The organism is Psychrobacter sp. P11G5 (assembly GCF_001593305.1).
In the GTDB taxonomy this organism is placed as follows: domain Bacteria; phylum Pseudomonadota; class Gammaproteobacteria; order Pseudomonadales; family Moraxellaceae; genus Psychrobacter.
This window is the reverse complement of the sequence record NZ_CP012533.1, coordinates 1,785,998-1,806,831: the sequence shown is the minus strand read 5'-3', so window position 1 is coordinate 1,806,831 and position 20,834 is coordinate 1,785,998. Positions and strand designations below refer to the sequence as shown.

The following is a 20,834-nucleotide window of genomic DNA, read 5'->3' as shown; positions in this document are numbered from 1 at the left end:
CGAGACTGCTTATACAGTGATACTTAGCGAGTTCAACGGTTGGGGTGTTATCAATACAGGTGTCAACAGTGATACATTAGCGGAAGTGCTGGCACGCACCAAAGGTATCTATTTTTATCGCCTTAACGCCTATAATTTTAGCCGTTAAGGCGAATCTCGAAATTAAAAAAATCATAAGTATTTAGGGGTACGACGCACATTATTGGCCTGTTCAAATGCGTAACCTAGTCGGAACAAATCTGGCTCGTGATATGGCAAAACAACCAGCTCCATACCCACGGGTAAGCCATTTTCACTGAATCCAGCAGGTAGGCAAATCGATGGCATCCAAGTCTGCGAAGCAATCAAAGTATTGGTTGGGAACGTTAGTACTTGATGCTTGCCGTCACGGATATCCTGTTTTGATGGCGGAAGAATTTGAATGCAGGGAAACACTAACGCATCCAAGTTGTTTTTCGCAACGATTCCAGCAACTAAGCGCTGGAACTTATCACGAGCGGCAAGCTTTCGAAAATAGTCAGGCTCATCTTCTGGATTTACCGGTCCTTCAAAGATATCAATCAAAAGATCCAGCACTGGGTGGAACGTACCGTTTTCTTTGATTTCTTCAAGGCTTTTGGTTGGCATGTTTTCACGTGAGGCTAAAAATTCATTAATGTCATGCCGCGAGTGTGAACCATACAAGGAGGTTTCAGTAATGTGTTCCATCATATCTGGAATTTCAACGTCAATTAGTACAGCGCCAGCGCTCTTTGCTTGTTCAAGTGCTGAGTCAATAATCTGATTAACTTCTGCCGATTCAGTATTATCGTTTGGTCCATAAGCGTTGCGCACAACTCCCAGACGCGCATTTTTGAGACTGTTAATATCCATCGCATCCGCGTAGCTGCCTTGATGATTGGCAATACTCGCTGCGGTAGTATATTCATCGGCTGGATCATAGCCCACCATCGCATCCAGAAGGAGTGCAGCATCCGTAACAGTACGCGCCATCGGTCCTGCTGTGTCCTGAAACACCACAAGGGGTGATGTGCCGTCACGACTTATCAGGCCTGGTGTGACACGGACACCAACAAGATTTGTAAAACTGGCTGGCAAGCGTATAGATCCACCGGTATCTTCGCCTACTCCGACTAGCCCTAGGTTCGCAGCGATCCCAGCAGCTGTGCCACTACTGGAGCCACCTGGATCATGTGACAAAACATATGGATTCTTTGTTTCGCCCTGTTTTGAGCAGAATCCGAACCATGATGTTGCAAAATCTGGCAATACTGTCTTGGCAAGGATAATGGCGCCTGCTGCTTTCAGCTTTTTGATAACGGTTGCATCGTCCTTCGGATGATAGCCGTCCTGAGCTATCGAACCAAAGGTAGTCATCATATCCTTGGTTTCTATCTGATCTTTTACTAGCACCGGCACGCCGTGTAATGCACCAACAAATTCGCCTGTCTTTGCGAAATGTGAGTCAAGGCGATCGGCTTCATCCAGCGCGATTGGATTAATAGTAATGATAGAATTTAGAGTAGGACCAGATCTATCAATTGTTTCGATTCGTTCAAGGTACGCTTCAACCAAACCACGTACAGTTAGCGATCCATTTTTGAGATGCGTCTGCATATCAGTGATAGTCAATTCTTCAATTTCAAAATTTCTCATAATTATCTTCCTTGAAATTATCGTTGTTTTTATTGCACTTATTGCACTCGTTCAAGCGCTCAACTGAAATAATAGTTGAGTTAAGGAGCCGCTACCTTGATACCGGCGTTATCAAGAGCTATTCGTACAGCCTTAATCAACGAAAGGGCACCCGGAGTATCGCTGTGAATGCATATAGAGTCGAATTTAACCTTTATTAGTTTGCCGCTAACCGCCTCTACCTCGTTGTCTTGGCAGGCAAGTAACACTTTTTTTGCCACCATCTCAGGATCAAGGCGATTGACCTTGCGCACGAATACAATGTTTCCTTCATCGTCGTAATCACGATCCGCGTAAAACTCATGAATTCTCTGTAACCCAACGCTTTTTGCCGCATTATCAATGGCTGAGTCGGCTAGGCAATAAATATATAAGTCAGGAGCGACAATTGCCAGAGCAGATGTTAGCTTTTCGGCAAACTCCTTATCTCGTGCTGCATGCATGAATAACGCGCCATGCAGTTTGAAATGATGCATCTTGAGGCCTTCAAGGTGAGCAAGTTCACGCAGAGCACCCAGTTGGTACAGAGCGTCATTCACCAGTTCATCGGCGGGCGCCGAAATATGGCGACGTCCGAATCCTACCAAATCACGAAATCCTGGATGTACACCAATGCATACTCCATGGCGCGATGCCAAACGCAACGTCTCAATCATGATGGAAGGGTCTCCAGCATGAAAGCCTGCTGCAATATTGGCGGAGCTGATAAATGGCATAATGTCGGGATCGACCCCGTCGCCAACCGACCAAGCACCAAACCCTTCTCCCATATCTGAATTCAGATCGATCGTTAGTGTCATTGAACCTCTCCCTAGGAATACATTCACATTTATGGCAATTAAAGAGCTATATTAATATTTTTAATTCTTGTACAGTAACATTAATAAATATGAACGATTTGAGTATAACAATATAAGATTAAGTTTAGCAATATTCACTGCAGTGCATACATAGCTTTGAGCTACTGATAGTAAGCTATATGATGGCGCATCTAAAACTTGAGATACTCCTCATTGATTCGAGCTACGAGCCGATTAAACCCAAACGTATTCAGGCCTATGTCATTAACTCTCTGAAAGAACTTAAAAATGAAGCCAATACAATCAAGTGCAATACGGTAGTAATGTGTAGTTCAGCATATGCATTTAGCAGTACCAATGAAGGGGAATGGATACAAGGCTCGATAGCGGATTATAAAGAAGAGTTAGATAAGAGCAATATCCAACCTTTATCTAATAATTATATTGAGTTTATTCGTTATGGTCAGCACTATATGGAAAAGAACGGTGAGGGTAACTTAGCTCTTATCACTAATAACAGTTTCGATTGACGCGATAGATACTATTTAAGTCATTAATGTCATTTAGCCATTAACTTATACCATGACTAGAAATAGTAGTTTCATTACTGGAAATATTAAGGAAAGCCAATATGTTTAGCATGATAAAAGACTGGCGCGAGCAGCATATATTGGACAACAGTGAATTTACTGATGCGGATTGGATGCAAGCTGCCGAGCGTATTGTCATACTTGATAGGCTAAACAAGGATGAGATGTCTCGTTTGTTTGAGCTGGCGACATTGTTTTTGGACGACAAATCTATTAACGGCGCTCAAGGCTTTGAGATTACCGATGCTGTTAGGAAATCTATTGCCTTACAAGCTTGTCTACCTATCTTAAACTTAGGCCTTGAATGGTACACTGGCTGGTCGTCAGTCATCATCTATCCTGGTTCGTATAAAAGCGAAACTACTACCGTGGATGAGTACGGCATCGTTCATGAGGGAACTCAACATCGTAGTGGTGAGGCCTGGCAGCACGGGCCTGTGATACTGTCATGGAAAGATGCCAAGCACTCAGGCGAGCGTGATGGTCACAATGTTGTCATTCACGAGTTCGTGCATAAGCTCGATATGCTCAATGGTCGCGCCAATGGCTTTCCACCACTACAACCTGATATGGATCCCGAGCGGTGGACAAAGATTATGAGCCGTGATTTTGAAGACTTTCAAACCCATCGCAAGTCAGGACTCGATCGTTATGGTGCGACTAATCCAGCGGAATTTTTTGCGGTACTTAGTGAGGTGTTTTTTGAGACTCCGCAAAAGCTGGTAGACGCTTATCCTGATATTTATGAGATTATGGTGAAATTCTTTCGCCAGACGCCAATGTGATTTATATCAAAATATGAGCATATAGTCATAACAAGAAACAAAAATTTTTGTAGGGTGCGCCCAGCGCATCAGATATCGGATATCGGATAATTATAAACGAAAAGGGCAGTGCATCACATATGACGCATCGCCCTTTTTCAATGAAATTTAACTATCAAATCATATGCTTATGTTTTACTTAAACTGTCCACCGATCATTAATAATGGCCACCAGATAGCGCTTGCCTTGATAGTCATCAAACACTAAACGCATGATGCGCCAGTCCATGCCATCGTATACATCTGACCCTTTATAATAGAACTCAACCACATCTGAGTTTTGATAGACATCTCTTAAGTTATTAATCATACCACCTGTTTGGCGGAATTCATTGATACTGATGGCGCTATTATTATATTCTTGCGCCGCAACCCAAGTATTTAAATATTCTGGTAATGGAGTCACCAATAGGTCACCAGTACCGTCAAGTTCGCCCCAAGTGAAGCGAATTTTGGACTGCTGTAGATACTTTGCATATTGCTCACGACTAAAGACTTTATCAGCTTCAGGACGCACATAGGCGTACATTGAGAAGCGAATGCCACGTGTTGGATGGATATCATTGGTGATTCTTGCAAAATCATTATTAGCGAGTGCACGTTGTATACGTAACGCTTGCTGCCTAAGGGTTTGTTGACTGATATCTGAGACAACTGGTGTCGATGAGTTGCCATTTGGTTGATTGGAAGCGGTCGTGCTGGACTCGGCAGAAGATTGGCAACCAGTGGCAATCAGTATTGAAGTAAAACATGCAGCGATTGATAGTTTATAAAGATAAGACTGAGAGATATGCAAACAAGATGACGGCATCATAACAATATCCTTATCGTAGCTTACTGCTTGAATAAAAATGGAATTAGAGTGGAATTAAACTAATATAAATACTAAACAATTATGCAGTCAAATGATAGTTTATATGTGTTTTAATGAATTTAACACTTAAAATGTCATAGTTCATGGAGGACACCATGCAAAAAACGATATTTTCTATAATAATGTTAATAATAGGGTTTTCTGCTATGACGGCTGTCGCTAATCTAACAGAGCCGTTACAGATGGTTTTTGCCATGAAAGTTAATACTATTGCCAAAATGTACCAGCAGGATGTGAATAATCAAGGTCAAGATTATCCGGTTGTGCTGCAACAATATGGCAGTCAAGAGCTACAGGAAGCAATGCAGCTTGAGCAAGATTACTTTGATAAAGAGCAAGTGTCCTGTCATATTGGTTATGACGTGTTGTGGAGTTCCCAAGATCCTGACTATGCACAAGATAAGAAGTTTTCAGTGACCACAACAGGATTGGTTCAAGTCAGCTTAGCGCAAGGCAATGATGTTTATTATGAGTTGTCGTGTGATAGCATCGATAATAAAGCGGCTTGCCAAGTGGCAGATGTAATCTTAGATGAGGACGGCACATCTTTAAGAGAACATTTACTTAAAAACTGTCGTTAGCTGGTATCGATATTAAATACTGATATAAATAATGTAGAATTTTAAGTATTGAAAAAATTTTTATAGAAATGAATGGCAAGATTTGCAAATAGTACTAGATAAAACATTATGCGCTCAGCTCTTAAGACCATTGGTTTGTTTTCGCATAATGTATATTATGTTAAATGAAGTCTATGTAGCAATAACTTCATGATACAGACTGTTTTATATTAAACTGTGATGGCAGTTAATGTTTATAAAAAAACAAGGGATAAATAAATATCCCTTGTTTGTGCCTAATTAATCCTTACCAGCTATAACCCAAACCTACACCACCAGAGGTTTCGTCTTTGGTAAAAGCGCCACCAACACTAACGCTAGCATTGGGATGGATGACACGTTGATAGCCGACTGAAACTGCTTGCTCAGACCCCTGAAAACCTGCGCCTACGCCAATACGATTTTTACCTGATAGTCCTGATGTACTCGTGGCCATATTTAACATCGCGGCACTCATAGCTCCTTGACGATCAAAACGCTCATCAACCTCCCGAAAACGTCTGTCATTTTCGTATTCATAACTTTGGAATGTATTATTCAAAGTCGCTATACCAGTATCGGTATATGCATTGGCCGTTTCGATAGCGTTCGTTTTTTCAGCTTGTAGTTGACTCACATTTACGGCATCAGTATCAGCGGTACCAGCAGCGACATTGATGATTTGACGTTGGCTAGTAGCAGAACCAACCGACACCGTATTGTCACGATCAGAGCTAGAGTCATTACCCAATACCACCACATTTTGAGCTGAAGTATTGACATTGTTGCCTAGCACAAAAGTATTATCGCCAGACACATTATTGTCGTTACCAACACTGTAACTGTTATTGCCACTGACGACACTTGGATCACCAATCGCACCAGAATGATTTCCAGTCACCTTATTACCTGTACCTATACTAATTGCTTGTACACCGCTGGCTTCTGCACCATCACCAATGGCAATAGATTGCTCGCCTTGACCTTGTACTGAGAAGTTATTGGTATCTACATCATTAAGACTGACAGACATCATTCTTGCGTTATTGCCAATAGCAAATGTTGCTACAGCCATATCGCTATCATCTTCAATGAATTTAGGCTGCGCACGCACTGCTGTAAAGGTCTGTTGTATAACCAATATCTGGTCATCAACATAACGTTTATTCACGGCATCATACGCATTTAGTGGATCAGCAACGTTGGTAATGCGTTTTTCTGCACCTGCACGACCCACTGAAATGGTATTCGTCTCATTTGCAAGAGAGTCATGACCAATAGCGGTCGCACGTGCTGCTGTGGCTTGGCTGTTGCTTCCAAACACATTACTAAAACTACCCGATGCGACATTTCTATAACCTACCGCACTACTTTCATTACCTGATACAGTATTGGAACGACCTACTGCACTACTACTTCCACCTGAGGCAATATTATTGAAGCCTACTGCACTGCTGTAGCCGCTTGATGCCGTATTACTACGTCCCATTGCGGTGCTAAAGTTACCGGATGCAGTATTACTACGGCCCATCGCACTGCTATTAGTGCCCTCTGCTCTATTTTCAGAACCCAGCGCACTACTATTAGTACCCAGCGCTACGTTAGCAAAACCCAGCGCACTACTATTTCCACCTGATGCGGTATTAGCACGACCTATAGCACTACTAGCAGTACCTGAAGCTTCATTGGAAACACCTACTGCACTGCTAATAATACCCGATGCCGTATTGGCGCGACCCAGCGCACTGCTATCGATACCCAGTGCTGTATTACTAACACCTATCGCACTGCTATTACGTGCTGATGCCTTATTAGCAGCTCCTATTGCATTGCCAAAGTCATCCGATGCTTCATTATTGAAACCTATCGCACTACTTCCATAATCCGATGCTTCATTAAAAGCACCTACTGCACTGCTACTATCCCCCTGTGCACTATTAAGAAAACCTAGCGCATTGCTCTCAGTGCCTAATGCTTTATTATTGACACCCACCGCACTGCTACGTTCCTCCGATGCCTCATTATTAGCACCCACTGCACTGCTGTATCTATTCGATGCGGTATTGTTATACCCCAGCGCACTGCTAAACCTACCTGATGCGGTATTGTTATTACCCACTGCACTACTATTTGTAAATGATGCTTTATTACTGAAACCCATCGCACTACTGCTATTACCCGATGCAGTATTACCATTACCTAAGGCATTACTTAATGGACCGCTTGCAGTATTATTAAGACCTACTGCATTAGTGTTTTCACCCGATGCGGTATTTTGAGAACCTACCGCACTACTATTAAGTCCTGATGATTCATTTGTATAACCTACGGCACTACTATTTTCACCTGAAGCAGTATTCTCGTTACCCACTGCACTGCTATAAAAACCAGATGTACGATTAGCACGACCTAGCGCATTGCTCCAACCGCCCTCTGCGCTATTACCATTACCCACTGCACTGCTATATTCCTCCGATGCTGTATTGCCACTACCTAGTGCAACGGTCCCATAAGTCGTTGCTGTATTGCTATCACCTATAGCACTACTCATGGGACCTGTTGCATCATTGTTATGACCTACGGCACTGCTCCAATCACCTGATGCATTGTTGTTACTACCTACGGCACTGCTAAAATAACCTGCTGCACGATTGCTATAGCCTACTGCACTGCTATTTTCCTCTTGTGCTTCGTTACTGAAACCTATTGCACTGCTATTGAACATACCACTTGCAGTATTGTTATAACCCACTGCAGTGCTGTTTTCTTCACCTACTGCTCTATTACTATTACCTAATGCACTACTATTAAGTCCTGCTGCTTCGTTTTCAAAACCCACCGCACTACTATTTTCACCCGAAGCTTCATTATGAGCACCCACTGCACTGCTATATTCTCCTGATGCAGTATTATTACTACCTAGGGCATTGTTCAAAAAATTCGTCGCTGTATTATTACTACCTATTGCACTGCTATATTCTCCCGATGCAGTATTGTTACTACCTAGGGCATTGGTCCCATAAGTCGTTGCTGTATTATTACTACCTATTGCACTGCTGTCATAACCCCATGCTTTATTGCTACCACCTATAGCATTGCTTTCATCACCTGATGCCTTATTACTACTACCTACAGCACTACTAAATCTACCCCATGCATCATTGTCAAAACCGACTTCAGTACCGAACAAAGGAATTGGATTTTCATCCAAGTCCACATCACTACTGTTTTTATCTAAATCATTGAAACTAGGGTCTGTATTATTGAAACCAGTATCTGCCCAGACAGTAGCGCTAATAGCCGCCATACTAAGCACTAAAGTCTTTAAGGTAAGCATTTGATAATTAGTTGAATTGTTGGATGTATGAATAGATGGACTAGTCGTTTGGCTAATACTGCCAGTAGTACCATTAGTCTTGCCAGCACTTTTTGCATTCTCAGATACGACGACTACGCATCCCAATGACTTATTCCAAACTTTTTTAAATATTTTATTCATAGCTTGCTCCTTAGCTTAAAAGAATATTTAGTATTCGTTAAAGCGGATGTATTTGCAAGCATACAGAATGTAAATATAGCGTAATTATTTATTACTAATTTCTACAAAAAAAACATAATAAACATACTAATGAACAATTTTCTATTCATTCGATAAATTAAAAACTATTTTCTTATTAAATACAGGGTGTTTCTACAGTCATTTAAAATATAACGTACATATAAAAAAACACGCCCCGATATTAAATGATTATCATTCAATATCGGGGCGTGTTTAATCCTAATAAACTAGCATTCTCGTCAGCTTTGGGCGTTACCAACTTATGGCTATCTGTCTTCTAATCATAAGTCGTTTTTTAGACAAAAGTAGTTGTTTATTAAAAAAATAAATTTAATTACAAAAGTTCATTTAAATTATTTTGTTTACATTTGGTATTTTATTAATCTACTTTCTTATTTTTTTATAAATAAATAGCATTAATTTTATTTTTTTGAAAATATTTTAACTATAGATCGTAAGTTATTGTTTACAATAAATTATTTTAAACGCTTATAACTTAACTATAGTTTTCAATGATTAGTTGTTGGCTTCTCGATATAAAGTGCTCTGCGCCTCTTTTGCAAAATCTTCATAACTAATGACCGTTTCAGTTTTAGCGTTATCAGTCTTAATATTTTCAGCTTTGCTTTCAGTATTTTTTTTGGGTGCTGGACTTTTTGTGATTGTTTTTGATGACGTATTTTGTTTTGGGTCATTAATTGACTCAGACTTAACGTTTTCATCTCCATCTATTGATTTTTCCTCAGCGACTATCTCATTACGATTATCCAAACTCAAGTCCTCTGTACTTAGACTATCAAGACTTACATCATTGGCTTCAACTACTGTCTCATCATTATTTGCTGGCTCAGCACTGGCAGTTGACACACTTGTACTTGTTTCTGTTTTTTGCGAATTGTTTGAAGTTAGGTAATCGTTCAAGGTCGCAAAAATGCCAGTAGCGTTTAACAGTATGGCAGTAAGTACGCTGAGTAATAAGCCGCAGACAATACCAATTATCAGTAGCTTTAGACTTCCGACTTGCCTGCCTTTTAATACACCTACCTTTTTAGCATCTGAGTCTATACTAGACTCAGTGGCTGACACTAATATGGCATCGTCAAACGTATCACTATCTTCTAAAGACAGCTCCATTGCGTTATCTTCATTGTTAGATGTAATAGTACTTGTTTCTTGGATATCTAATGTTTGTTCAGGGCTTATAACAAACTGCAGCTCTTCATCACTTAAAGGCTCGTATACAGATGTGTCATCGAGACTGGTCTGATTATTCTCGTCAGTTTTGTCATTAGAACCAAAGCCATTGATGCTTTGAACTCGATTAATAAAGCGCTCATAAATATCGCTGGTTTTATTATTATTGGTTTTCGTATAATTACTTTTAGATAAATCTCCTTCGATATCTGATTTATTATTGTCTAAGATATTGTCTAAGATATTGTTTTCTATATTATAGTTATCTAAATCATTCATATGATAATAAACCAAGTTATGTCATTATTCTTAAATGACCGCTAGAATTACGTTATGATGCTGATATCTGATTAATGTCTTGCTAGCTAATTAATAGTTTTGAAGCATAATTTGGTTTGCTAGTATTAATTTGGTGCCGAAGTAGCAAAATCTATGCCAGCCTTACAGATAACACTATGCACCTAATTAAAGACAAAAAATAAAGCGACTGTGATAGGACTATAAACCATGGATTTAAAGCAGCTTAATGCCTTTATTGCTATCGCTGATCTAAAAAGCTTTAGTGCGGCAGCTGAGATAACGGGCTTATCGCAGCCTAGTCTTAGTCGGCAGCTCAAGCAACTTGAGACTGATATGGATGTGATATTGGTTGATCGCTATCATCGTCCCCTACAATTAACGGAAGCCGGTCAATTCTTTTATGACAAAGTCAGTGCCGTATTAACAGAGCTCAATACTATTACCAGTATGACCCAGCGTTTATCAGCGCCAAGTACAGCACTTAATATTGGTTTTGTACCGTCAGTGCTCTACGGACATTTACCCGAAATTATTGCGTCTTTGAAACAACAGAGTCCTGATATTGAGGTTAATCTAAAAGACATCAGCTCCTACCAGCAAGTTGAAGCGCTTAAATCAGGTGAAATTGACATCGGCTTTGGGCGCTTTGCTCATCAAGATGCGTGGATACAGCAGATTTTATTGCGCCATGAACGCTATTTAGTGGCATTGCCCAAAGCGCACCCACTTGCTCATACCAAGGAACAACGTCTGATTGATTTGGCGAATAACCGTTTGATTCTATATCACCAAACTCATTTGCCAATGTCTACTACTGCTACCACCTTAAAAACCAGAAAAAACGGCACGCCAGATAATGAGCCTGTTACCGAACCTTTACTACACTTGTTTGCGCAATACGGTATCACGCCACTAATGACGACTGAGGTCAGCGATTTGCAAGTAGCACTTGGTCTGGTAGCTGCTGGTGAGGGTATTACTTTAGTGCCTGCCAGCCTCAAAACAGTACGTACTGAACAAATCAGTTATCAGCGCTTGATTCATGAGAATGTTACCTCCCCTATTTACCTACACACTCTCAAAGATTTTGTACACCCAAAGATACCCAATCTGCTCACCGCAATTTATCATGTCTATGAGCGGCGCGGAATTACTTATCGGCAGCAAAAATTTGTGTCAAAGCTGTAAATTATAAGAATAGTCTGAAATTATCAGATATCGGCTGCATATTGTGGTATAAAGAATCGCCAAAAAATAATTAATGCTAATGCTTGATATTAGTTATTTATTATGATAACTATCAAGAATGGCGATGCAAACAAATAGTAATAATAACTAGAATAATCATTATCCTGAAGAGCATTGGTGTGCTAAAGTCGATACGATATGAATCGTTTTATATTTTGGCCTGCCCGAGATAGAACGATTTTCTACTGATCATTGGCAAGCTGACACAGGTAAGTGATAATTTGCCGTTTTAACCATTTCGAGGTATTCATGACCACTCAACAACTCAATAATCCAAGTACAGCTGACGGTAGCGCTAACGCTCAACAAGAAGGCTTTAGCTGGCGTATCTTTGGACCAGGAATTTTGATGGCGACTGCTGCCATTGGTGGCTCGCATTTAATTTCATCAACGCAGGCGGGCGCTATATACGGCTGGCAGTTAGCGATCATGATTATTTTAGCCAACGTCTTTAAGTATCCTTTCTTTCGCTTTGGCACAGATTATGTCTACGATACTGGCGAGAGTTTAATTGCTGGTTATGCTAAGCGCTCAAAAGCGTATCTATGGATCTACTTTGTTTTATCTATCCTATCCGCAGTGATTAGTACAGGTGCAGTGACCCTACTTGCGGCAGTGATATTGGGCTTTATGCTGCCCGCTTCTGTAGGACTGTCCAGTATTGGCTTGGCTATTATCATCGTTGCTGTTTGCTGGTTCTTTCTGATTGCCGGTCACTATAAGTTGCTCGATGGGGTGACTAAATGGATTATGATTGCTCTGGTCAGTGCAACCGTATTAGCGGTCATTATTGCTGCTGGCAAGCCAACGGTGATGACCCCTGACTTTGTCGCCGCCTCCCCTTGGAATTTAGCGACTCTAGGATTTATTGTGGCTCTCATGGGCTGGATGCCAGCGCCGCTTGAATTTGCTGCCATTACCTCAATGTGGACATCTGCAAAGAGAAAAGCGGATAACACCACTCATAAACAAGGTTTGCTTGATTTTAATGTGGGCTTTTTGGTTTCTGCTGTTTTAGCGTTATTTTTTTTATCGTTAGGTGTTTTCGTTCAGTATGGCTCTGGTCAAGAGATTCAAACCGCAGGGGTTGCTTATATTGATCAGCTAATTAATATGTATACAGCCACGATTGGTGAGTGGTCAAGACTGCTAGTCGCTTTCGTCGCCTTTATGTGCATGTTTGGTACTACCATTACCTGTGCAGATGGTTATGGCCGTGCCAATGCTGAGTGCTGGCGGTTAATAAAAGGTGAGAGCGAGATTAATAAAAAGCAGATTGCTTTTTGGACGACTTATGCGATTGGTGGGGGTTTGGTTATTATCACTTTCTTTACTGGACAGTTAGGTGCTATGTTGAAGTTCGCTATGATATCCGCCTTTGTATCAGCGCCTATTTTTGGTTGGTTGAACTATTCTTTAGTAAAAAACCATCAAAAACTATCACCAGGTATGAATGCTTATTCGATTACAAGCTTACTTTTCTTAGGCGGCGTCGCCCTGTTATTCTTAGCTAACCTTGCTGGTCTGCTTGGCTAAAATCTTATCAAAAGCCTAATTAAGCAATAAAAAACCAAAAGCCCTCTTAGCTACTAGCTATCAGGGCTTTTTCTATTGTCAAAAAGATAAAATTAATAATATGCTCGATCTTCTTCTGTATTGGTATCGCTGCTTATCGGCCATTATAAATGTAACTAAATATGACAACCTAACCCGCATTAAAACAACTATGTTTATTGATATGCATAGTAAAGTGAATATATCATTAGAATTTGGATATCATCATTCAAAATATGAATAATATTAATATTTCTACAATATATATTAATCTAGGCTAATATACTACTGGTAATAACCTCTTTCAAACTAGGGATAATTGCGTATACTCTAAGTTAATAAAAATTCGTTATAGCAACGGATGTTCTGGTTAAGAATGAACAATGCTGAACTGAACATCTAACTAAGTATATAAAAACGAAAGAAAAAATAATAGTTAGTATCTAACTATCCCTACAGTAAGACTAACCCTCCACGCAAGGATTCTCGAATGACTTCATCATCAGCTGGCGCGCGTTTTCGCAATGCCATGAAACAAAATAATGACAATAACCAACCGCTACAGATAGTCGGTACTATTAACGCTTATACAGCAATGATGGCAACCCAAGTCGGTCATCAAGCATTATATCTTTCTGGTGCTGGTGTAGCGAACGCCTCATTTGGTCTCCCAGACTTAGGTATGACCAGCCTTGATAATGTTCTAGAAGATGCGCGCCGTATTACCGATGCGGTTGATACACCATTGCTTGTCGATATTGATACCGGCTTTGGTGGCGCATTCAACATTAGCCAAACCGTTAGAAAAATGGAAAAAGCAGGAGTTGCAGCGGTACATATCGAAGACCAAGTCGCCCAAAAGCGCTGTGGCCATCGCCCTAATAAAGAAATTGTTAGTATCTCTGAGATGGTTGATCGTCTAAAAGCCGCTCTTGATGCCAAAACTGACAGTGACTTTGTAATAATGGCGCGTACCGATGCCCTATCTGTTGAAGGGCTTGATGCTGCCGTTGAGCGTGCTGTTGCCTTCCAAGAAGCGGGTGCTGATATGATCTTTGCTGAAGCATTAACAGATATCGAGATGTACCGTAAGTTTACGGATGTACTGGATATTCCAGTACTAGCAAACATGACTGAGTTTGGTCAAACTGACCTATACACCACAGAGCAATTACATGGTGTTGGCGTAGACATGGTGTTATATCCATTATCAGCCTTCCGTGCAATGAACAAAGCTGCGCTGAACGTTTATCAGCATATCTTGTCTGATGGTACGCAAGAAAAAGTCGTTGATACCATGCAGACGCGTATGGAGCTCTATGATTTCTTAAACTATCATGAGTTTGAGCAAACACTAGATAAATTATTTGCCGACAACAAGTAAGACATAAGTCAATTAAGACATAAATAAAATCATTAGAATTTGATTTTATTTATTCATTTTTACTATCGTCCCACCCAAAAAAGCTACCAACAAAAGGAATTTAATCATGGCAGCACAGAAAGAACTTTCAGGCGCAGGTCTACGCGGTCAAGTCGCAGGTAAAACAGCTCTATCAACGGTCGGAAAATCAGGCTCAGGTTTGACCTATCGCGGTTATGACGTGTCAGAGTTGGCTGATAAATGCATTTTTGAAGAAGTGGCCTACTTGCTACTTTATGGCAACTTGCCAACCCAAAGTGAGCTTGATGCCTACCAAGCCAAACTGAAAAAACTACGCGGTCTACCACAAGCATTGAAAGATGTGCTTGAGCGTATTCCAAGCGATGCGCATCCGATGGATGTATTGCGTACCGGTTGTTCTATGCTCGGTAACCTTGAGACTGAAACTGACTTTTCGCAAGAAAACGACCAAACAGATCGCATGCTGGCAGTGTTCCCATCGATTATCAACTATTGGTATCGCTTCACGCATGATAACGTGCGCATCGAGACTGAAACTGATGATGAAACGATTGGTGGGCATTTCTTACACTTACTTAAAGGTGAAAAACCAAACGAGTTGCATACTAAGGTTATGAACGTCTCCTTAATCTTGTACGCAGAGCACGAGTTTAACGCCTCAACCTTTACCGCGCGCGTCTGTGCATCGACTCTGTCAGATATCCATTCTTGTATTACTGGCGCGATTGGCTCATTGCGCGGTCATTTGCATGGCGGCGCTAATGAGGCGGCTATGGATATGATTGAAGGCTTTAGCTCACCTGATGAAGCTGAAGAAGAGATGATGGGCATGCTGGCACGTAAAGATAAGATTATGGGCTTTGGTCATGCTATCTATAGCGAATCAGATCCACGTAACGTCGTCATTAAAGGCTGGGCTGAAAAATTGGCTACCGATGTTGGTGATGAGGTGCTATACCCAGTATCAGTACGCTGTGAAGAAGTAATGTGGCGCGAAAAGAAACTGTTCTGTAATGCTGATTTCTTCCATGCCTCTGCCTATCACTTTATGGGTATCCCAACCAAACTGTTCACGCCAATTTTTGTATGTTCACGTCTAACTGGCTGGGCCGCACACGTATTTGAGCAACGTGCTAACAACCGTATCATTCGCCCAAGTGCGGAATATATCGGTGAAGACTTGCGTTCAGTACCAGCGATGAGCGAGCGTTAATATATCAGTTAGTTATCTAGTATAAGCTCTTATGCTAGATAACGTGTTTAACTGCTAAGTCGTGAATATATTTATGCTTAGCAGTTAAATTTTATTTTCTTAATAATCTTAACCTTATTCTCTCAATAACGTTTTTTTAGCAAAGCCTAATCTCATCATTGAGAACGACTTTGCTAAAAGAATGACTTTTTTGATTTTAATCTAAACCAGCTAACAGCCAAAGGTGACTTATGGACAACGCTTTAGTACAACCGATGAATGAACAATTTAAAAAGCCATTACCCGGCACTGACTTGTATTACTTTGACACCCGTGAAGCGATTGAGAGCATTGAAGCTGGTGCGTATGACAAGCTACCATTCTGCTCAAAAGTGCTGTGTGAAAACTTGGTTCGCCGTTGCCCGCCAGAAGAGTTAACCGATGCACTTAAGCAGCATATCGAAGGTAAGCAAGACCTAGATTTTCCATGGTACCCTGCTCGCGTCGTTTGTCATGATATTTTAGGTCAGACCGCTTTTGTTGATTTGGCAGGTCTACGTGATGCTATCGCTGAGCAAGGCGGTGACCCATCCAAAGTGAACCCTATCGTACCAACACAATTGATTGTTGATCATTCGCTTGCGGTCGAGCATGCAGGCTTTGAAGAAAACGCTTTTGAGAAGAACCGCGCTATCGAAGAGCGCCGTAACGATGACCGTTTCCACTTTATCAACTGGTGCCAGTATGCCTTTGATAACGTGAACGTCGTACCACCTGGTAACGGCATCATGCACCAAATTAACCTAGAAAAAATGTCGCCAGTCGTCCAAGTCGTACACAATAAAGCGGGTGAAGAAGTTGCCTTTGCCGATACTTTAGTCGGTACCGATAGTCATACACCAATGGTTGATGCGTTAGGTGTTATCTCAATCGGTGTTGGTGGCCTTGAAGCCGAAAGCGTGATGCTAGGTAACCCATCTTATATGCGCCTACCTGATTATGTTGGTGTCAAGTTAACGGGCAAACTGCAAAAAGGCATTACCGGTACCGATTTGGTATTGGCAATGACCGAGTTCTTGCGTGATGCAGGCGTGGTCTCTACTTATATTGAATTCTTCGGTGAAGGTGCTCGTCAATTAAGTGTTGGTGACCGTGCATCTATCTCCAATATGACGCCTGAATATGGCGCGACTGCTGCGATGTTCTATATCGATGAACAAACCATCGACTATTTACGCCTAACGGGTCGTAGTGAAGCTCAAATTAAATTGGTTGAGCAGTACGCTAAGCAGACAGGTCTATGGGCAGATGGTATGGAAAATGCCGTTTACGACCGTGTGCTTGAATTTGACTTATCAGCAGTCGTACGTAATATGGCAGGCCCTTCACGTCCGCATGCTCGCGTTTCAACCACGGATTTGGTTGCTAAAGGTATTGCCCACGGTGAAGGTGACAAGCTTCCTGAACCAGAAGATGGCTTGATGCCAGATGGCGCAGTAATTATCGCGGCCATTACCAGCTGTACCAATACCTCTAACCCTCGCAATATGGTTGCTGCTGGCCTTGTCGCCCGTAATGCTAATGCTAAAGGCCTACTACGCAAACCTTGGGTAAAATCATCATTAGCTCCAGGCTCTAAAACGGTAAAAATGTACCTAGAAGAAGCTGGACTTATGCCTGATCTGCAAAAAATAGGCTTTGATGTGGTTGGTTTTGCTTGTACAACTTGTAATGGCATGAGTGGCGCGCTTGACCCTGAGATCGAAAAAGAAATCATCGACCGCGACCTATTCAGTACAGCAGTACTATCTGGTAACCGTAACTTTGACGGTCGTATCCACCCATACGCCAAACAAGCCTTCTTAGCGTCTCCACCACTGGTTATCGCTTATGCCATCGCGGGTAACATTCGCTTTGATATCGAAAAGGATTCGTTAGGTAAGGATCAAAACGGTAACGACGTTTATCTAAAAGACATCTGGTTTGATGACGAAGAAGTCGATGCCATCGTTGCCAAAGCTGTAAAGCCTGAGCAATTCAACGCTGTGTATATCCCGATGTTTGATGAAGCCAAAAAAGACACCGGTAAAGCGTTAAGCCCATTATATAACTGGCGTGAGATGACTACTTATATCCGTCGTCCGCCGTATTGGGAAGGCAAAATGGCCAAGAAAAACGCCTTAACTGGTTTGCGCCCACTTGCTGTATTGGGTGATAACATTACCACCGACCATATGTCACCGTCTAATGCGATTTTGGGTGACTCAGCTGCTGGTGAGTACCTTGATACGATGGGTTTACCTGCAGAAGACTACAACTCTTATGCAACGCATCGCGGTGACCATTTGACTGCCCAACGTGCTACTTTTGCCAACCCTAAACTACTGAATGAAATGGTACGTGACGATGATGGCGAAATTATCCAAGGCTCATACGCCAGAGTTGAACCACAAGGTCAAGTTATGCGTATGTGGGAAGCGATTGAGACTTACATGAATCGTGAACAGCCACTTATCATCATCGCTGGTGATGGTTACGGTCAAGGCTCAAGCCGCGACTGGGCTGCTAAAGGTGTCCGTTTGGCTGGCGTGGAAGCCGTAGTCGCTGAAGACTTTGAACGTATCCATCGTCAAAACTTAGTGGGTATGGGCGCGCTACCTTTACAGTTCGAAGAAGGTACGACTCGCCATACGCTAAAAATCGATGGTTCAGAGACCTTTGATGTGACTGGCGAAGTGTCTGCTGGCGGTTTAATGACATTGGTTATTAATCGTGCCGACGGCAGCAAAACTGAAACCCCTATCATTTGCCGTTTGGATACGGCTGATGAAGTCAAAATGTATAACGCAGGCGGTATGTTACAGCGCTTTGCCAAAGAGTTTATCGATGGCACGTTAGATATTGCGTAAACATTATGACTTTTAAGTAATTAAAGAACCGATGTTGTATAGACTGTCTATATGGCATCGGTTTTTTAATATTTGGGTATGAAAATAATGACACTGGCACTATATAATGATCAGAGCACTAATTTAACATCACGATAAAAATTCTCATGTGTGCCAATCATTAATAAAGTGAGAACAAGCTGACCATCGTCAATCTGATAGGCCAATAATGTTAACTGTTTTAGCATTTTAAACTTATAGACACGTACGGACGATAAGTCACCCACCTTCTGCACGCCCAAATTAGGATTATCGATGATGGCACGTACAGCATCATCTAGGTCGGCTTTCTGATTTTTATGTAATTTCTTAACTGCTTTTTTAAAACTATGTGATTGAATAACACTTAAAGACTGAGTCATTATTTGTCCAAAATAAACTATCCAAATTCGTAAGGTTCAACCATACCAGCATCGACTTCTGCTTGTGCAATCAACAGCTGACGAACAAATTCATAGGATAGGTCAGGATTATCTTCCATAATTTGTCCTATGGTTGCCCAATGTTCTATTTGCTTTGGCGGGGTACGATGTTGTGCTTTTGAGATCGCATAGGCTTTATCAACTAACACTTTATTAAGACGTATGCTTGCGGTAGACATAATTTTCTCCATATTCAAAATATTAACCTTTGTGGTATTTTACCACAAAAATAGTATATTAACGACCCTCACTCTAATAAGCCGATATAAGGAATAAACAATGACCCAATCAAAAACAAAATTCGCCCCACAACACTCCGTCCCTGCTACCTATATGCGCGGCGGCACTTCAAAAGGCACCTTCTTTAAACTATCCGACTTACCTGAGCGCTGCCAAGTTGCTGGCGCGTCGCGAGATAATTTCCTATTGCGTGTGATCGGTAGCCCTGATCCCTATGGTAAGCAAATCGACGGTTTAGGTAATGGTAGCTCTAGCACGTCAAAGACGGTGATTTTGTCTAAGGCTAAGCAAGCAGACCATGATGTTAATTATCTCTTTGGACAAGTTAATATTGCCAAACCTATGATTGATTGGGCAGGTAACTGCGGTAATTTAACTGCCGCAGTTGGTGCTTGTGCGATTAATATGGGCTTGGTTGATGCGAATAAAGTAGCGGAAAGTGCCGAAAATGGTACTGGCATCTGCGAAGTCCGCATTTGGCAAGAGAATATTGGTAAAACCATTATCGCCCATGTGCCTGTATACATGGATGAGCAAGGTAAGGTACAAGTCCAAGAAACGGGCAATTTTGAATTAGATGGTGTGACCTTCCCAGCCGCCGAAGTCAAAATTGAATTTATCGACCCAGTCGACTCTTCTAGTGATATGTTCCCTACTGGCAATCTAGTCGACGACTTTGATGTGTCTGGTTGTGGTTTAGAAACTGATAGCGTTAAAGCCACTTTTATTAGCGCCGGTATCCCAACCATATTTATGAAAGCAAAAGATTTGGGCTTTACTGGTACTGAGCTGCAGGGCGATATCAATAGCGATAGCGAAACCTTAGCTAAACTTGAGAAAATCCGTGCCAAGGGCGGGGTTGCGATGGGCTTATTTAAAGATGTTTCTGAGGCACAGGCAAGTCAGCATATTCCTAAAATTGCTTGGGTTGGCGCTGCACAAAGTTATACCGCGTCCAGTGGTAAAGAAGTTAACGCAGCAGATATTGATTTAGTGGTAAGAGCAATGAGTATGGGGCAACTACATCATGCGATGATGGGCACAGCAGCAGTTGCTATTGCCGCCGCAGCGACCACGCAAGGTACACTCGTTAATCAAGCAGCGAGCGCTGGCCAATCTGAAAAACAATTAGGTGAAGTGCGTTTTGGGCATCCTTCTGGCACATTGTTAGTTGGCGGAAAAACTGAACAAGTCGATGGACGCTGGCAAGCCAAAAAAGTCTCAATGAGCCGCTCTGCTCGTCGTATTATGGTTGGTGAAGTTTTTGTACCAAGTGATAGTTTTTAGTTAACAGATTTTGGGATGCTGATTAAAGTCTTTATAATAGCTATCGATTTATAAGGTATATAAAAACCAATACGAATAAACGAAACCCTTAACCGTAGGGATT

The 20,834-nt window shown here is 41.6% G+C and carries 16 protein-coding genes; 9 read left to right on the top strand and 7 right to left on the bottom strand.

Annotated features, from left to right (window positions below; translation table 11 throughout):
• Window positions 1-171 precede the first annotated feature (171 nt).
• A complete protein-coding gene (locus AK825_RS07375; protein WP_203226464.1) occupies window positions 172-1,656 on the bottom strand; it encodes an amidase family protein in 1,485 nt (494 codons plus the stop codon).
• Between the two features lie 80 nt (window positions 1,657-1,736).
• Complete coding sequence (locus tag AK825_RS07370) at window positions 1,737-2,495, bottom strand: 5-oxoprolinase subunit PxpA (RefSeq protein WP_068035880.1); 759 nt, start codon at window positions 2,493-2,495, stop codon at window positions 1,737-1,739.
• Window positions 2,496-2,674: 179 nt separating this feature from the next.
• On the opposite strand from AK825_RS07370, the gene AK825_RS07365 reads away from it, so the two are divergent.
• Both AK825_RS07365 and AK825_RS07360 read left to right on the top strand, forming a co-directional pair.
• The gene (locus AK825_RS07365) at window positions 2,675-3,025 is read left to right on the top strand and encodes a hypothetical protein (RefSeq protein WP_149038754.1); all 351 of its coding nucleotides are present in this window, start codon (window positions 2,675-2,677) and stop codon (window positions 3,023-3,025) included.
• Between the two features lie 101 nt (window positions 3,026-3,126).
• On the top strand, window positions 3,127-3,870 hold the full coding sequence (locus AK825_RS07360) for a M90 family metallopeptidase (protein ID WP_068035875.1): 744 nt from the start codon (window positions 3,127-3,129) through the stop codon (window positions 3,868-3,870).
• 178 nt (window positions 3,871-4,048) lie between these two features.
• Here AK825_RS07360 and AK825_RS07355 read toward each other — a convergent pair whose 3' ends face one another.
• Window positions 4,049-4,723, bottom strand: coding sequence for a hypothetical protein (locus AK825_RS07355; RefSeq protein ID WP_068035873.1), 675 nt, complete (start codon window positions 4,721-4,723; stop codon window positions 4,049-4,051).
• Window positions 4,724-4,929: 206 nt separating this feature from the next.
• Between AK825_RS07355 and AK825_RS07350 the strand changes: the two genes are divergently transcribed.
• Window positions 4,930-5,364: a hypothetical protein gene (locus AK825_RS07350; RefSeq protein WP_227514033.1), complete on the top strand. Its 435-nt coding sequence runs from the start codon at window positions 4,930-4,932 to the stop codon at window positions 5,362-5,364.
• A 286-nt stretch (window positions 5,365-5,650) separates the two neighbouring features.
• Here the strand turns inward: AK825_RS07350 and AK825_RS07345 are convergent, their stop codons facing one another.
• Together AK825_RS07345 and AK825_RS07340 are read right to left on the bottom strand one after the other, a co-directional pair.
• Entirely contained in the window at window positions 5,651-8,881 is a 3,231-nt protein-coding gene (locus AK825_RS07345; protein ID WP_068035870.1) for an ESPR-type extended signal peptide-containing protein, read from the bottom strand.
• Window positions 8,882-9,457: 576 nt separating this feature from the next.
• Entirely contained in the window at window positions 9,458-10,414 is a 957-nt protein-coding gene (locus AK825_RS07340) for a hypothetical protein (RefSeq protein WP_068035868.1), read from the bottom strand.
• Between the two features lie 228 nt (window positions 10,415-10,642).
• Here AK825_RS07340 and AK825_RS07335 point away from each other — a divergent pair, with 228 nt between their 5' ends.
• The 5 genes from AK825_RS07335 to acnD all read left to right on the top strand — a co-directional run bounded on the left by AK825_RS07335 (window position 10,643) and on the right by acnD (window position 18,743).
• Window positions 10,643-11,623, top strand: a complete 981-nt coding sequence (locus AK825_RS07335) for a LysR family transcriptional regulator (RefSeq protein ID WP_068035866.1) — start codon at window positions 10,643-10,645, stop codon at window positions 11,621-11,623.
• Window positions 11,624-11,932: 309 nt separating this feature from the next.
• Window positions 11,933-13,219, top strand: a complete 1,287-nt coding sequence (locus tag AK825_RS07330) for a divalent metal cation transporter (protein ID WP_068035864.1) — start codon at window positions 11,933-11,935, stop codon at window positions 13,217-13,219.
• 508 nt (window positions 13,220-13,727) lie between these two features.
• A complete protein-coding gene (prpB, locus tag AK825_RS07325) occupies window positions 13,728-14,621 on the top strand; it encodes a methylisocitrate lyase (protein ID WP_068035862.1) in 894 nt (297 codons plus the stop codon).
• 106 nt (window positions 14,622-14,727) lie between these two features.
• A complete protein-coding gene (gene prpC, locus AK825_RS07320) occupies window positions 14,728-15,855 on the top strand; it encodes a 2-methylcitrate synthase (protein ID WP_068035859.1) in 1,128 nt (375 codons plus the stop codon).
• A 254-nt stretch (window positions 15,856-16,109) separates the two neighbouring features.
• Window positions 16,110-18,743 (top strand): Fe/S-dependent 2-methylisocitrate dehydratase AcnD, encoded by a 2,634-nt coding sequence (gene acnD, locus AK825_RS07315; RefSeq protein WP_068039156.1) that lies wholly within the window; start codon window positions 16,110-16,112, stop codon window positions 18,741-18,743.
• Window positions 18,744-18,853: 110 nt separating this feature from the next.
• Here acnD and AK825_RS07310 read toward each other — a convergent pair whose 3' ends face one another.
• Window positions 18,854-19,144: a type II toxin-antitoxin system RelE/ParE family toxin gene (locus AK825_RS07310; RefSeq protein ID WP_068035857.1), complete on the bottom strand. Its 291-nt coding sequence runs from the start codon at window positions 19,142-19,144 to the stop codon at window positions 18,854-18,856.
• Between the two features lie 17 nt (window positions 19,145-19,161).
• Window positions 19,162-19,383, bottom strand: a complete 222-nt coding sequence (locus AK825_RS07305; protein ID WP_068035855.1) for a hypothetical protein — start codon at window positions 19,381-19,383, stop codon at window positions 19,162-19,164.
• 100 nt (window positions 19,384-19,483) lie between these two features.
• Here AK825_RS07305 and prpF point away from each other — a divergent pair, with 100 nt between their 5' ends.
• The gene (gene prpF, locus AK825_RS07300) at window positions 19,484-20,731 is read left to right on the top strand and encodes a 2-methylaconitate cis-trans isomerase PrpF (protein ID WP_068035854.1); all 1,248 of its coding nucleotides are present in this window, start codon (window positions 19,484-19,486) and stop codon (window positions 20,729-20,731) included.
• Window positions 20,732-20,834: the final 103 nt, after the last annotated feature.